The organism is Bradyrhizobium sp. (assembly GCF_035309285.1).
GTDB lineage: Bacteria > Pseudomonadota > Alphaproteobacteria > Rhizobiales > Xanthobacteraceae > Bradyrhizobium.
On record NZ_DATGFH010000004.1, the window covers coordinates 65,495 to 79,061 of the forward strand.

The following is a 13,567-nucleotide window of genomic DNA, read 5'->3' on the forward strand; positions in this document are numbered from 1 at the left end:
CTCTCACCCGCGTGCCAATGATCCGCCTCGACAACATCTCCAAACAGCAAGGCCATCAGATTCTGTTCATCGAAGCCTCCGCCGCGCTCCAGAAGGGCGAGAAGGCGGGTCTCGTCGGTCCGAACGGGGCCGGCAAGACCACGCTGTTCCGCATGATCACCGGCCAGGAGCAGCCGGACGAAGGCCAGGTCGCCGTCGATCGCGGCGTGACCATTGGCTATTTCAGCCAGGATGTTGGCGAGATGTCGGGCCGGAGCGCCGTCGCCGAGGTGATGGCTGGCGCAGGCGCGGTCAGTGAGGTCGCGGTCGAGCTGAAGGAGCTGGAGGCCGCGATGGCCGATCCGGACCGCGCGGATGATATGGACGAGATCATCGCGCGCTATGGCGAGGTGCAGGCGCGCTTCGAGGAGCTCGACGGCTACGCGCTGGAGACCCGTGCACGCGAGGTACTGGCGGGCTTGAGCTTCAGTCAGGAGATGATGGACGGCGATGTCGGCGAGCTCTCGGGCGGCTGGAAGATGCGGGTGGCGCTTGCGCGCATTCTCCTGATGCGCCCGGACGTGATGCTGCTCGACGAGCCGAGCAACCATCTCGACCTTGAAAGCCTGATCTGGCTCGAGCAGTTCCTGCAAAGCTACGACGGTGCGCTGATGCTGACCTCGCATGACCGCGAGTTCATCAACCGCATCATCACCAAGGTGGTGGAGATCGACGGTGGCTCGCTCACCACCTATTCGGGCAACTACGAATTCTACGAGCAGCAGCGCGCGCTCGCCGAAAAGCAGCAGCAGGCGCAGTTCGAGCGCCAGCAGGCGATGCTCGCCAAGGAGATCAAGTTCATCGAGCGCTTCAAGGCGCGCGCCTCGCACGCGGCGCAGGTGCAGAGCCGGGTCAAGAAGCTGGAGAAAATCGAGCGCGTCGAGCCGCCGCGGCGGCGCCAGACGGTGGCGTTCGATTTCCTGCCGGCGCCGCGCTCGGGGGAGGATGTCGCGAGCCTGAAGAGCATCCAAAAGCGCTATGGCAGCCGCACCATCTATGACGGCTTCGATTTCATGATCCGCAGGCGCGAGCGCTGGTGCGTAATGGGCGTCAACGGTGCCGGCAAGTCGACGCTGCTGAAACTGGTCGCAGGCGCGGCCAAGCCCGATGACGGCACGGTGACTATCGGCGGAAGCGTCAGAATAGGTTATTTCGCCCAGCACGCCATGGACCTGCTCGACGGCGAGCGCACGGTGTTCCAGTCGCTGGAAGATGGGTTTCCGCAAGCCGGCCAGGGCTCGCTCAGGGCGCTCGCCGGCTGCTTCGGCTTCTCCGGCGACGACGTCGAGAAGAGGTGTCGCGTGCTGTCGGGCGGCGAGAAGGCGCGACTCGTCATGGCGAAGATGCTCTACGATCCTCCGAATTTTCTGGTGCTGGACGAGCCGACCAACCATCTCGATCTCGCGACCAAGGAGATGCTGATCTCCGCACTCTCGGAGTTCGAAGGCACCATGCTGTTCGTGTCGCATGACCGGCATTTCCTGGCGGCCCTGTCCAATCGCGTGCTGGAGCTGACGCCGGAGGGCATCCAACAATATGGCGGCGGCTACACCGAATATGTCGAGCGCTCCGGCCATGAGGCGCCGGGCTTGCGGAGCTGACCTGCAAGTCTCTCGCTTGAATGCGCGTGGCCCGCCCGCTAGGGTCCCGGAAAAAGCGGGGAGAAAACCATGAAGCAGCTTCGGATCGGCGACATCACCATCGACGCGGTGATCGAACGCGAGGGGCCGTGGCGCCGGCCGCAGGACTTCTTTCCCGCCTATGACGATGCCATCTTCAAACATCATCTGAAGGGCATGGAGCCGGAGTTCTTCGACGTCGCCTCCGGCATGATGGTCATGCCCTACCAGACCTTTGTGGTGCGCACGCCGCGCTACACCATCCTTGTCGATACCTGCACCGGCGAGGACAAGGGACATCCGCCGCCGTTCGATTTTCCCGGCAAGGAGCGCTGGCGCAAGGAGCTGTTTGCGCTCGGCGTCTCCTATGAGCAGATCGATTACGTCTTCTGCACCCATCTGCACATCGATCACACCGGCTGGAATACGACCTTGCGCGACGGCCGCTGGGTGCCGACCTTTCCGAACGCCAAATACGTCTTCCACAAGCGCGAGTACGCGGCGTGGGAGGAGCAGCACAGGAAGGGCGCCAATCCGCCCGGTACGGTGTTCCGCGACAACTGCCTGCCGATCGTGGAAGCGGGGCAGGCGCTGCTCGTCGACGACGACTACGCACTCGATGACACGATCACGCTGACGCCGACGCCGGGGCATTCGCCCTGCCATTGCTGCGTCAACATCTTCTCGAAGGGCAAGCGCGCCGTGGTCGCCGGCGACCTCATGCATCACGCGATCCAGTGCCGCGAGCCCGATTGGTCGGCGCGGCCGGACTGGGACCCGAAGCAGTCGGCGGTGTCGCGGCGGAAATTCTTTGCCTCCGTCGCCGACACCGACACGCTGATCCTGCCGATCCATTTCCCGCGTCCGACGGTCGGCCTGCTCAAGGCCGACGGCGACCGCTTCGATTATCGCTTCAAGCGGGATTAGGCTCGGATGAGGAGCGGCTCGAACACGAAGGCCAGGGTCGCCATTGCCGGCCTCGGCGCGATCGGCCGTGAAGTCGCAGCGGCGCTCGACAAGGGCATCGACGGGCTGGAGCTTGCGGCCGTATCCGCCGCCAACATCGACAAGCATAGCGAATGGCTTGGCAAGCTCGGCAAGATGCCGGCAGCCTTGCCGATCGAGCGGCTTGCGGATGCCGCCGATATCGTCATCGAATGCGCGCCGAGCAGGCTGGTCCGTTCGATCGTTGCGCCGGTGGTGTCGCGCGGCAAAACCGTGATCGTGCTCAGCGTCGGCGCGCTGCTCGAGAACGAGGACCTTGTCGCGCTTGCCCGGCAGCATGGCGGCCAGATCGTGGTGCCGACCGGCGCCCTGATCGGACTCGACGCCATGACCGCGGCCGCGGTCGGGACCATCCATTCCGTGCAGATGATCACGCGAAAGCCCCTCCAGGGGCTGGCGGGCGCGCCCTATCTCGTCGAGAACAACATCGACATCGACGACATCAAGGAGCCGCTCAAGATTTTCGACGGCACGGCGCGTGAAGCAGCGAAGGGTTTTCCCGCGAACCTCAATGTCGCCGTCGCGTTGTCGCTGGCCGGCATCGGCGCGGACCGCACGCGCGTGCAGATCTGGGCCGATCCCACGGTGACCCGCAACACGCATCGCATCGAGGTGGATTCGGACTCCGCGCGCTTTTCGATGGGAATCGAGAACATCCCGTCGGAAAACCCCCGGACCGGAAAGATCACCGCGCTGTCGGTGATCGCCTGCCTGCGCAAGCTGCGGGCGCCCTTGCGGGTAGGGACCTGAACAAAAGGCGGCCGGTCGGCCGCCTTTCTTGGTTGGCCGGAGCGGAGCGACTAGCCGCCGGCTTCGCACTTCTTCATGAAGCTGGTCTTGGCGGCGCCGGCGAGCTTCTTGCCGTCGGATCCGACCGCCTTGGTCTCGCAAGCGTCGTGGTTGCACTTCTTCATGAACGCAGTCTTTGCCGCGCCGGCAAGCGGCTTGCCGTCCTTGCCGACCGCTTTCGCGTCGCAGGAGGCGTCCTGCGCGAAAGCCGAGCCGGCGGCGAAGGTGGCGATGATGGCAGCCAGAATGATCCGCTTCATTGGGGTGTCTCCCTAAAAGAATAAGCAAGGGATTGGAACTTGGAATCCGCCTACGATCAAGCACCCCGCAGCCAAATGTCGCGCAAATAAATTCCCGCCAACAGGCCCACCCGTTCATCTTCCGGTCAGGATCGCGCACCTCGATCGAGCAGCGCCTTGAAATCGGCCCGCGCGCGCTGTGCCTCGGCCTTGGCGACTGCGGATGCATCGCCAAGGCCGAAATAGCCGTGGATCAGGCCTTCACCCGCATGATGCTTCACCGCCACGTCGGCGCCTTCGAGCGCTGCGGCATAGGCCACGCCCTCGTCGCGCAAGGGATCGAACCAGGCGGTGCAGACGATTGCTGGCGCGAGCCCGGCATGATCTTTCGCGCGGAGCGGTGACACGCGCCAGTCGGCGCCCTCGGCCCGGTGAGCGAGATAATGGCCGCAAAACCATTCCATCACCGCGCGGGACAAAAAGTAGCCGTCGGCGTTGTCGGTGCGCGAGGGAAAGCGCGCGTTCTCGGCCACGTCGGCGTAGTTTCCGTACGCATCGGTGACGGGATAGACGAGAAGCTGCGCGGCGAGCTTGATGCCGGCGTCGCGGCAGGCCAGTGCCGATGTCGCCGCGAGATTGCCGCCGGCGCTGTCGCCGGCTACGCCCAGGCGCGTGGCGTCGCCGCCGAATTCGGCGATGCGTGCGGAAACATCGCGCGTGGCGGCGAAGGCGTCCTCGAACGCGCCGGGAAAGCGCGTCTCCGGCGGACGCCGGTAATCGACGGAGATCACGACCGCGCCGGTCTCGATCGCAAGCCAGCGCGCCTGCCGGTCATGGGTTTCGAGATCGCCCGCCACCCAGCCGCCGCCATGGAAGAACAGCACTGTCGGCGATTTGCCTCCTCCGCTGCGGTAGAGGCGCGCATTCAGCGGACCGGCCACACCCTTGAGCTTGATGTCGCTCACGCTCTCGACCGGCGGCGGCGGGACCGCCGCGCGCGAGGCGGCGAGCGCGCGCAAGGCATCGCGCGCGCTTTGCGGCGTCATGATCGTGGGATCGCGGAGCGGCAAGAGCGGAATGATGTCGGCAATGACGGGATCGAGCGGAGCGGGCATTTGCAGGTTCCCTTGGAGTTTTCTTTGTTGTTGGACTCTCAGCATAAATAAGGCTCGCGTCGGCGACAATCGCGGTTGAGGAAGCAGGGAAGGCACTTCATCGGATTCAATCATCAAAAGTTTCGTCATTGCGAGGAGCCAACGGGTCCGCGCGAACGCGCGGCCCGTTGACAGGCTCCGCGACGAAGCAATCCAGACTATTTCCGCGGAGGTGGTCTGGATTGCTTCGCTGCGCCCGCAATGACAGAGGGGACACACGTTCGCATTCTCGCGGCACAAAATGCCCGAGTGATGCATCGTTCGTCGCCCTCAAAATCAGGAGGGCACAGGGAATGCCGGGTGCAGGCCGCACCCGCGAGCCTTGCGTGCAAAGAAAGAGTGCACTTACGCACGCAAGCAACAACAGGGCAGCCGGAACAACCGGCATTCCCTGCGCGATGGTTTACGGCTTATACGTGTTCTCCTCGGAGTGCCGGGCTTGTTAGCCTCCGTCCCCCCGGGCTCTCGGCGTGTCGGCCGAAGGCCGACATCGCTTGACCGGGGGTTGACGCCAGCGTCGGGGCGTCGGGACCGCACGATTTCGCTCGTCCGCGAGCGATGCTTTCGTCCGCGCGACATGCGCGCTGAGCACCTCACGTCCACCGCATCCCGCTCCCAACGTCCGTGACGATCGCGATACGCCCCTCCTGTGGAGGCGGGATGCGGGGAGATAATCATGATTTTCAGAAAAGCGGAAGAAGATTATTTTTCGCCAAGGTACTTGACATTGCTTCTGATAAACGGAAGGCGCTGCGAAAGCGATTTGCCCGTCGGGCAGCCGCCGGTTTCGTGCATTCAGGCGATTGCGAATCCAATTCAATAGGTTACGAGATCGCGCCACGTGACTGAATATCACGCGCCCTCACTTCGGCCGCTGACTGTGTGAACCGCGCAACATGGGCGCTCCGCGAATCATCTTAACCTCGCTCTTGCCGCTGCATGGGCGGCTCCCTGGAGACTTGCCCGCCGCCAATGGCGGGCTTCTTAGTGAAGCCCCAGACCGACGTCCGTCCGGCGTACTGCCGATTGGGGACGCACATCGATCGTCGGACTTGTTCGGCGAAGGGCCACGAGCGGGCGTTTCCTGCCTGCTAACGCGGTACGCCTTAATCTTGGCAGATTCCATGCCACAACGGCGGGTTCCCGAGCGGCGCGTTCCCGAGCGACGCGTTCATGCCTCCGGCATCCCCGCCTTACGCAGCCCTTCGTACATTCTTTCGCACTGCGCCAGGTAAGCTGGATTTTTTGATGTGCGAAGCAATTGTAGTTCGGAAATCGTTCGAGCGGACGGGCCGGTCCCGAGATAGTTGGCAAGTGCAGCGCATGCCTCGTCGGCGCGACCCTGCATGCCGTGAGCCGCAGCGAGACATAGGTGAGCCAGCGAATAGTTAGGGCTCAAGCCAATCGCCTTGCGCAGCATCTCAATTGCTCGGACATCATCGCCGAGCAGAAATTGAACCCAGCCAATGCCGCTGTACCCTCGGAACAGAAACGGGTCGCGCGGACTGAGGCGGATGAAGTCGGTGAAATGCACCAGGGCTTCCTTACCCAGACCCGAAGAGGCTTTCGCAGATCCAAGGCCACTGTGCGCGAAGTGCAAATTCGAGTTGAGCCGGATTGCTGCTTCAAACTCGTTTATAGCTTCCCGGAAGCGCCCTTGTAGAGAAAGCACGACCCCCACGACATGGTGGCAGTATGCGTCTGACGGATCCAGTGCCAGAGCACGTGCCGAAAGGGCCTTAGCCTGACACAAGTCTTCGTCGCGCGCTTCACTCCACAAGCTCGCGATGTTACCCGCGAGCACGTCCGCCAGCTCTGCGAGAGCCCGAACGTCGTCGGGGGCGAGTTGCAACGCTGCTCTATATTGCTGAATCGCCGCGACAGTGTTTGCACGAGACACGCCATGGTAAAGCCGTGCACGAGCGCGCATTATCAGGTCTACCGCATCCGGGTTTGTCGAACGCTCGCTGCGACGGCTCTCAGCTTCGACAAGCTGCACGTCGAGCGCGTGCGCGAGCTCGATGGTGATTGCATCCTGCAGCTCAAACAGCTCAGCGATTTCTCGATCGAACCGATCGGCCCAGAGATGAGCACCAGTTTCGGCGTCAATGAGCTGGGCACCGACCCGCACGTGCTGACCCGCCTTTCGGACGTTACCTTCAACGACGTAGCGAACGCCGAGTTCGCGCGCGACCTGCTTTACGTCTACCGACTTACCCTTGAAGGTAAAGGCAGTGTTGTGGGCGATCACGAACGAACCAGCGAGTCGTGACAGCTCTGTGGTAAGGTCTTCGGTGACGCCATCGACGAAGTAGTCCTGCCCTGGATCGCTGCTGAGATTGGCAAACGGCAGTACGACGATCGAAAGGCGCGGCACGCTTGGTACCGCCGACATGGCGCTGCTTAGTGCAACCGAGGGCTGCCCCCCAGTCCTGATCGCATAGGCATGCACTGGCCTAGCAATGTTCTTAAGCCGTTGCTCGCCGGCGTCCTCGAAGGGAATCTCGAGCTGGTCTCGTACGTAGTCGTGAACACGAGCCGAAATGCAGATGCCGCCGGGCTCCGCTATCCCTTCGAGACGTACGGCTACGTTGACTCCATCACCGAAAATATCACCACGATCGATGATGACATCACCAACATTGATGCCAATACGGAATTCCATCCTCCTCTCCGGCGGCAGGGCGTGGTTGCGTTGAGCCATGCCGCCCTGCACGTCGAGGGCGCATCGCACGGCGTCCACGGCGCTGCTGAACTCAGCCAACAATCCATCGCCGGTGTTCTTGACAACGTGTCCGCGGTGTTCGCTGATCTTGGGATCGATGAGGATACGCAGATGTTCCTTCAACTGAACGTGCGTGCCCTCCTCGTCCATGCTGGTCAGCCTGCTGTAGCCAGCGACATCGGCGGCGAGAATGGCCGTGAGCCGTCGCTCCAGGCGCTCCGTGGCCATGCCTATCTCCGGGATGGGGTGCGAGGCATTTTACTCGCCTTGGGTAGCGGAAGCCAGCAGTCGGTCTTGTAGAGCCGATATTGCGGGGGCCGGTCATTTCCCCCTGACCCTAGTAAGGGCGCGGCGGAGGATCACCCCGCCGTGTGACCGAAGATCGCGCCAGCCAGAAGCGCCAGATCAAGGTCCCACCCGAGCCCCCGTCGAAGATCGGCCACGTCCAGCGGCGTTAACCGCCAGAGCTTCGACGGCAGGACCGGCCACTCCGCGCGAAATGTCTCTAATGGGTCATTCGCGTCGATTCAGCCGCGCCTTGCCGGTTTTCGGTCTAACCCTGACAGCCGACACGGAATCCGGCGTCAGACTTGGTCGATCCGGGCAAGATAAGCGACACCGACCAATTCACGATCACCTCGTTGGCCCAGATCAGCGCTCTGGGTAGAGCAGCATCGTAGCCCGCGTGGCCCTATCTTGATAGCGCGACTCGCTTGAACGCTACCACGAGCGGCTTTTCCAGCTTGCCGGTCATTCCGCAGACGATGTCGTAAGCATCCGCGCGGGACATGGTTGCCCTGTAAGGTCGGGCTTCGATCAGTGCGGAGAAGATGTCCGCAATGGTCAGGACGCGAACCAGGTCGCGGATGTTTTCGGCGCACAAACCGTCGGGATAGCCGCTGCCGTCGAGATACTCATGGTGATGGCGTACCGCATCAAGGATCTCCGCGGAAATGCTCACGTTGTTCTTGAGAGCATCGAAACCGGCGACGGGATGCGTTTCGATGAGGGCCCGTTCCTCGGGCTCGAGGCGGGCCGGCTTGTCGAGAACGGCAAGCGGGATCATCGCCTTGCCGATGTCGTGAAACATCGCGGACGTATAGAGCCGCTCGATCTCGCAATTCGGGCAACCGAGGCTCAATCCGAAGTCGACGGCCACTCCGGTCACCAGCAAGCAGTGCTGATACGTGCCCTCGTGATGTCGCCGAACGGTCTTGAGCCAGTCATCCAACCCGTTTTCCTCGACCGCTGCCGCGATGGCTGCGCCGGCCTTCTTGGCGCCCGCGATATCGATCGGCGTGCCGCTGGCGACCGCCGTGAACATCGAAGCCAGCGCGACCTCGCCGGACGAGGCCGCCGCGGCGCTGCCGCTCTCCTCCATCAACCGCGTGTCGCCGTCCAGGAGGTCACCCACTTCCTTCAACAGTCTCGCCGGATCGAGCGGGCCGGTCAGGACGGACGTCGCGCCCAGCGCATAGGCCTGTGAAATTGACAGGTGAGCGGAGTCCTCGACCAGGAAAATGCGCTTGTCGACGGTCTTCAGGCTCGCGAGAGCCTTCTTGAGCGCGCAGATATTATCGATCGTGCGCAGGTCTGCCTTGACGACGAGCACGTCCGTATTGCAGCGCTGGACGCTCAACCCGCGCAGCAACTCCGACGTCACGGCGTGCTTGCGCTCGAGCACGGCCCGGACACTCGCAAGCCTTGCAGATGTGTCGGCTATCAGATGGACCGGCATCGATTTGAACCCTGTTCCGGCGAAGATCCGGGAGTCGAGGACATCAAGTGCATCTGAAAATCAGCTTCCGTTGGACATCAAAATATTGTCTTCGCTCATTTTGATTGTGGCGAGCGCTTCTTGTCATGGCTGGTGAACTTGACGCCGACCTGAGTCCCGTCGACCCACACCAGTTCGCAGCGCCGGAATGCAAGGCCAGTCGACGACAACAGCAGGAAGAACTCGCGTGCCCGCAAGACCTCGGGTGAGCCTTCTATTTCGAGCTTGGCGCCGCTCTCGGAAACGTCGAGCAGAACGCAGCTTCGTCGCCACGTGCCGTCGACGCCCATGAGATTGACGGGATGGGCGTGCTCAAATCGGACGCGCATCGCACGCCGGCTCTCTCCTCTCATCAGCGCCTCCCTGCAGCAGCGGCCACCTGACCGTTTGATGCCGATTTGTCGCCGGGAAGGCTCGGCGGCTCGAAGCGGATGGTGTATTGGGCCGATGAGACGAGGAGCATCTCGAATACTTCCCGCGCCTGATCGAGCTGTTCCTTTGAAAGCGGCGCCACACGCCGGTTGTTGAGAACCGCAAGAGTTGTCTGCCAGTTCAGGCGCGACGCGCGGCATGCGATGATCAATCCGCCGCCGCTCTCTTCGTCCATGAGCGGCGCGATGATGTCGATCGTGGCACCGGAAAGCAGCACCAGCGCGGCAATCACGTTCGGATATTCGCGCCGGATCGCAAAGCGGTTGACGGTGGAGTCGTTCAGCTTGCCGGTCTTGTTGAGGGCGACCACCGCGGCGTGGGCTTCAGCATGGTTTTGAGCTGGCGTCTTCGCGCCGGCCGATATGGGGACGGCATCAAGCGCCGCACGAACCCTCTCGCGCGCCGCGGGAGGACTGCCTTTCAGGAGCCGCGCGCGAACGGCTTCTGTCGTCCGCGCCAGCAGGCTTTGGAGTGCGTCGGCCGGGACGTCCGGACGCAATCCCAGGGACTCCGCAATGACCTCATCACGCTCTGTCGCCGCGAGCAGGCACGCGTAACCCTGCCCATTGAAGCGCGCGCCCGGGTTTTTGGCCAACAGGCGCTTGGCATCCTTGCCGGCATGTCGGAGGATGGCTTCGGTGACGGCTTCACCGAGCTGTGCGCGCTTCGAGATCGCGATCAGGTGTTGCTGGCCGCGGTTGTTCGTGATCTCGATGAGGTCGGCATCGGACAGGGCGGTTGACCTCATCAGGACGGGCCCCGCTACCGCCGGGTTTTCGTGGTAAGCCAGGCGGCGGATCGTTTTGTGCGGTACAGGGATAACGTCGGCGAGCACGGTGGAGAGCTCGGACAGCGCGCCGAGATCCACGCGCGAAGCCAGGCGAAGCATCACATCGTCGAAGACGCCAAGTTGCTCCAGGCTCAGCCGGTCGGAATGGGAAAGAAAGCAAGCGGCTATCTGCGCCAACATTCGCGCGCGGCGCGCGGGCGAGCAGTCCCGAATGGAGACATCAATTTCGCTGCTCAAATCGGCGAGGGCGGTGCCAGTCATAGCCGGCGCAATTCCATGTAGAAAACGTTCTGTTCTCGTCTTGGAAGTTCACGTCACGGTTGTTAAAATTTTGCATATTGATGATCGCGCGAGGTAGCTCGTTACCTCGCCCAAGATACTGAATTGATATCGAAATTCGGCAGTATGGATGTCGAGCCATCACCCACAGGGAAATCGCCGATAAGCAAATTCTGATATCTCAACGCTGCGGGGCAGATACTGGAATGAGCAACGAGGCCCACAAACCAAGCCTCAAACCCAAGGTATTTCGCTTCAGCGATATCGATCAATTTCGAAGTTCGATCCGAAGCCTGAGCGTCGACTTTACGCCGCTTGTCCGGCACATTTCCGCCGCGCAGATCATCCTGAACCTCGAAGGGTGCGACGTTACTTTCACGAAAGCCTTTCCGCGTATCGTCGACGCGCAGCTCATGCCCGATTGCACGGCAGTTGGATTCGCGATGGACGATGGCATCCCGATCCGTTTCAACGGTATCGAGATAGACCGATCGGTCGTTTTCATCGGAACTGACGGGGCCACCTACAGCGCGGTTGAACACGTCGAGAGGCGCTTCGGGGCGATCATGTTCAGGCCGATGATAGCAGATCGGGGCTGGCCGCAGGCGAACGCCAACTTCCTCATTTTCGAAACGAGCCGGGTTGCCCTGCAGCGGCTGTGCGAGCTTGTGGTCCATATCCTGTCGGCGGCAGAGCGATTCGACAATTCGATCAGCGCGAGAGACGTGTCATCGGCGATCAGGGAATCGCTGCTCGCCGCCGCGGATGCTGTCTTTGCCGATGTCGCTCCAACGAAGTGGGCTGCGCGCGCCAATGCGACGCGGACATTCAAGATTTTCCAGGACGTGCGGGCCGTATTGGCGGGAGGTCTGGGAAGGCCGATCTACAGCGAAGAGCTCGCACGACAGGTCGGCGTATCCGTTCGCTCGCTTCACGATGCGATCCAGCGCCACACCGGGATGAGCCTGCACCGCTATCTGCGGCTGCGAAGGCTTTGGCTTGTCCGCAAGCATCTGCTGGAGGGCGGCGCCGACAGCATCAAGGCTTGCGCGCTTGCGTTCGGCTTTTGGCATCTCGGCGATTTCTCGGCGAGCTATCGCCTGCAGTTTGGCGAACCTCCCTCGGAAACACTGGCACGGTCACGCCGGTCGTGATCGCCGATCACGTCGGCCGGCGAATGCGGCCATGGCAACGCCCGAGCGGGCGCCGCCAACCCTCTGACGCAGCCTGAAAAAGCAGGCAAGCGAGCTTCAGCGGGGCTCTTCCTCGGCGCCCTTGGCGGCCGGCCTGTGCTGGGTCTGCGTGCCGCCGGCTTCCTGGCAGGGAAGCTGGGTCCACGAGCCGTTCTCGGCCTGCTGATAGGCGTGGCAGGACGCCGTGGTCGATGATCGGTCGTCGTCGGTCTTCTGGGCTTCGGTGTGCTTCGCAAACGCCGGCATGGTCAGGGCGACCGCGAAGACAGAACCCACGAAGATCGCCTTGGCGATTCGCATCTTGAGTTCTCCCGATCGAACGGGAGCAAATTCTGCGGCCGATTGTGGTAATTTTTGGCCATGGCGCGACCCCGTGCCGGGGCTTGCTTAAGGCTCCGCAAACAATAGACTTTCGACTTATGCCCGCTCGGTCTCGATCTTGCCGTAGTTTGGTTTCTCATAATACGTTCGGCTGGTAAGAAGAATCCCTCTTCGAAGGCTGGGTACCTTCGAGGGTGGAGTTGGGGTCGTCATGGCTTATAGGGGTGCGACGGTCGACAGCCTGCTGCCGCGTCGCCGCATTGGCCGATCGGAACTGACCGCGCTGGTCGCGGCCGTGCTCGCTTGGGCGTTGGGCGCCGCGGCATGGCTGACTGAAGCCAGCTCTTCCACGATGGGCACGACGGCGGTCGCCGCCTCGTTCGAGGATCGTTTCGTCCCGCTGGCGCAGCCCCAATCGTTCCGTCCGAGTCCGGCCTTGCAGCCGCTGGATCGCTCAGCGTTGGCGGAGTTCGACTCCAAGCTGCGGGACGCCAAGGGCCTGCTCGCCCAGCAATTGCTGTTCTCCGACTGGCGCGTCGCCGCCGAGACCGAGGAGGAAAAGCCGGCAGGCGCCTCCGACATTCCGCTGCCGCGCTCGCGCCCGGCCGCAGCCGACGTGCAGGTCGCGCTCGACACTCCGCCGCCGCCCCCGCGGCCGGAGAGCCGGAGCATGCTGCAACGGCTGTCGGATCTGCTGCCCGACAAGCTGACGCTTGCCTCGCTTACGCCGAACAGCGGTCTATTCCAGCACGGGCCGGACCTCGCCGCGCTCGGCTATGACGGCCAGACCGCCGTCTATGACATCTCGGCGCACGCCGTGTACCTGCCGAACGGAACCACCCTGGAAGCGCATTCGGGGCTCGGCCGTCTCAGGGACGACCCTGACCACGTCGATCAGCGCATGGTCGGCGCGACGCCGCCGGCAACCTATGAACTGAAGCCGCGCGAACAATTGTTCCACGGCGTTCGCGCGCTGCGGATGCTACCGGTCGATGGCAGCTCGACGCTCGGTCGCGCCGGGCTGCTCGCGCACAGCTACATGCTCGGCCCCGAGGGCGATTCCAACGGCTGCGTCTCGATCCGGGACTATGACCGCTTCCGGAAAGCCTACGACAACGGCGAAATTTCGCGTCTCGTCGTGGTGCCTAGCCTCGCGACCGTTCAGGCCCAACAACGGGCGACCTCGCAATCGTGACGTTCTTTGC

The 13,567-nt window shown here is 62.9% G+C and carries 13 protein-coding genes; 5 read left to right on the top strand and 8 right to left on the bottom strand.

Annotated features, from left to right (window positions below):
* Positions 1-17: 17 nt before the first annotated feature.
* From VKR55_RS01415 to VKR55_RS01425, 3 genes are all read left to right on the top strand, one after another.
* Complete coding sequence (locus tag VKR55_RS01415) at positions 18-1,640, top strand: ABC-F family ATP-binding cassette domain-containing protein (protein ID WP_324399004.1); 1,623 nt, start codon at positions 18-20, stop codon at positions 1,638-1,640.
* A 69-nt stretch (positions 1,641-1,709) separates the two neighbouring features.
* The gene (locus VKR55_RS01420; RefSeq protein WP_324399005.1) at positions 1,710-2,585 is read left to right on the top strand and encodes an MBL fold metallo-hydrolase; all 876 of its coding nucleotides are present in this window, start codon (positions 1,710-1,712) and stop codon (positions 2,583-2,585) included.
* 6 nt (positions 2,586-2,591) lie between these two features.
* Positions 2,592-3,413 carry an aspartate dehydrogenase gene (locus VKR55_RS01425; RefSeq protein WP_324399006.1) on the top strand — a complete coding sequence of 274 codons (822 nt, stop codon included), beginning with the start codon at positions 2,592-2,594 and terminating at the stop codon, positions 3,411-3,413.
* Positions 3,414-3,463: 50 nt separating this feature from the next.
* Here the strand turns inward: VKR55_RS01425 and VKR55_RS01430 are convergent, their stop codons facing one another.
* The 7 genes from VKR55_RS01430 to VKR55_RS01460 all read right to left on the bottom strand — a co-directional run bounded on the left by VKR55_RS01430 (position 3,464) and on the right by VKR55_RS01460 (position 11,525).
* The gene (locus VKR55_RS01430; protein ID WP_324399007.1) at positions 3,464-3,712 is read right to left on the bottom strand and encodes a hypothetical protein; all 249 of its coding nucleotides are present in this window, start codon (positions 3,710-3,712) and stop codon (positions 3,464-3,466) included.
* A 125-nt stretch (positions 3,713-3,837) separates the two neighbouring features.
* A complete protein-coding gene (locus VKR55_RS01435; RefSeq protein WP_324399008.1) occupies positions 3,838-4,806 on the bottom strand; it encodes an alpha/beta hydrolase in 969 nt (322 codons plus the stop codon).
* A gap of 1,210 nt (positions 4,807-6,016) precedes the next feature.
* Positions 6,017-7,798: an adenylate/guanylate cyclase domain-containing protein gene (locus tag VKR55_RS01440; RefSeq protein ID WP_324399009.1), complete on the bottom strand. Its 1,782-nt coding sequence runs from the start codon at positions 7,796-7,798 to the stop codon at positions 6,017-6,019.
* A gap of 463 nt (positions 7,799-8,261) precedes the next feature.
* Positions 8,262-9,308, bottom strand: a complete 1,047-nt coding sequence (locus VKR55_RS01445; protein WP_324399010.1) for an HD-GYP domain-containing protein — start codon at positions 9,306-9,308, stop codon at positions 8,262-8,264.
* Between the two features lie 95 nt (positions 9,309-9,403).
* Complete coding sequence (locus VKR55_RS01450) at positions 9,404-9,700, bottom strand: PilZ domain-containing protein (RefSeq protein WP_324399011.1); 297 nt, start codon at positions 9,698-9,700, stop codon at positions 9,404-9,406.
* Positions 9,700-10,830 (bottom strand): DUF2336 domain-containing protein, encoded by a 1,131-nt coding sequence (locus tag VKR55_RS01455; protein ID WP_324399012.1) that lies wholly within the window; start codon positions 10,828-10,830, stop codon positions 9,700-9,702. The genes VKR55_RS01450 and VKR55_RS01455 overlap by 1 nt, the downstream gene beginning before the upstream one ends.
* Before the next feature lie 101 nt (positions 10,831-10,931).
* On the bottom strand, positions 10,932-11,525 hold the full coding sequence (locus VKR55_RS01460) for a hypothetical protein (protein WP_324399013.1): 594 nt from the start codon (positions 11,523-11,525) through the stop codon (positions 10,932-10,934).
* 48 nt (positions 11,526-11,573) lie between these two features.
* Here VKR55_RS01460 and VKR55_RS01465 point away from each other — a divergent pair, with 48 nt between their 5' ends.
* Positions 11,574-12,002 carry a helix-turn-helix domain-containing protein gene (locus VKR55_RS01465; protein WP_324399014.1) on the top strand — a complete coding sequence of 143 codons (429 nt, stop codon included), beginning with the start codon at positions 11,574-11,576 and terminating at the stop codon, positions 12,000-12,002.
* Between the two features lie 96 nt (positions 12,003-12,098).
* Here the strand turns inward: VKR55_RS01465 and VKR55_RS01470 are convergent, their stop codons facing one another.
* Positions 12,099-12,341, bottom strand: coding sequence for a hypothetical protein (locus VKR55_RS01470; RefSeq protein WP_324399015.1), 243 nt, complete (start codon positions 12,339-12,341; stop codon positions 12,099-12,101).
* A gap of 232 nt (positions 12,342-12,573) precedes the next feature.
* On the opposite strand from VKR55_RS01470, the gene VKR55_RS01475 reads away from it, so the two are divergent.
* Positions 12,574-13,557, top strand: a complete 984-nt coding sequence (locus VKR55_RS01475; RefSeq protein ID WP_324399016.1) for a DUF2778 domain-containing protein — start codon at positions 12,574-12,576, stop codon at positions 13,555-13,557.
* Positions 13,558-13,567: the final 10 nt, after the last annotated feature.

Coding starts and splice junctions, on each gene's coding strand:
- VKR55_RS01455 (WP_324399012.1), bottom strand. CDS start 10,830: ATGACTGGCACCGCCCTCGCCGATTTGAGCAGCGAAATTGATGTCTCC.
- VKR55_RS01440 (WP_324399009.1), bottom strand. CDS start 7,798: ATGGCCACGGAGCGCCTGGAGCGACGGCTCACGGCCATTCTCGCCGCC.
- VKR55_RS01420 (WP_324399005.1), top strand. CDS start 1,710: ATGAAGCAGCTTCGGATCGGCGACATCACCATCGACGCGGTGATCGAA.
- VKR55_RS01470 (WP_324399015.1), bottom strand. CDS start 12,341: ATGCGAATCGCCAAGGCGATCTTCGTGGGTTCTGTCTTCGCGGTCGCC.
- VKR55_RS01445 (WP_324399010.1), bottom strand. CDS start 9,308: ATGCCGGTCCATCTGATAGCCGACACATCTGCAAGGCTTGCGAGTGTC.
- VKR55_RS01475 (WP_324399016.1), top strand. CDS start 12,574: ATGGCTTATAGGGGTGCGACGGTCGACAGCCTGCTGCCGCGTCGCCGC.
- VKR55_RS01450 (WP_324399011.1), bottom strand. CDS start 9,700: ATGAGAGGAGAGAGCCGGCGTGCGATGCGCGTCCGATTTGAGCACGCC.
- VKR55_RS01430 (WP_324399007.1), bottom strand. CDS start 3,712: ATGAAGCGGATCATTCTGGCTGCCATCATCGCCACCTTCGCCGCCGGC.
- VKR55_RS01460 (WP_324399013.1), bottom strand. CDS start 11,525: ATGGACCACAAGCTCGCACAGCCGCTGCAGGGCAACCCGGCTCGTTTC.
- VKR55_RS01425 (WP_324399006.1), top strand. CDS start 2,592: ATGAGGAGCGGCTCGAACACGAAGGCCAGGGTCGCCATTGCCGGCCTC.
- VKR55_RS01415 (WP_324399004.1), top strand. CDS start 18: ATGATCCGCCTCGACAACATCTCCAAACAGCAAGGCCATCAGATTCTG.
- VKR55_RS01435 (WP_324399008.1), bottom strand. CDS start 4,806: ATGCCCGCTCCGCTCGATCCCGTCATTGCCGACATCATTCCGCTCTTG.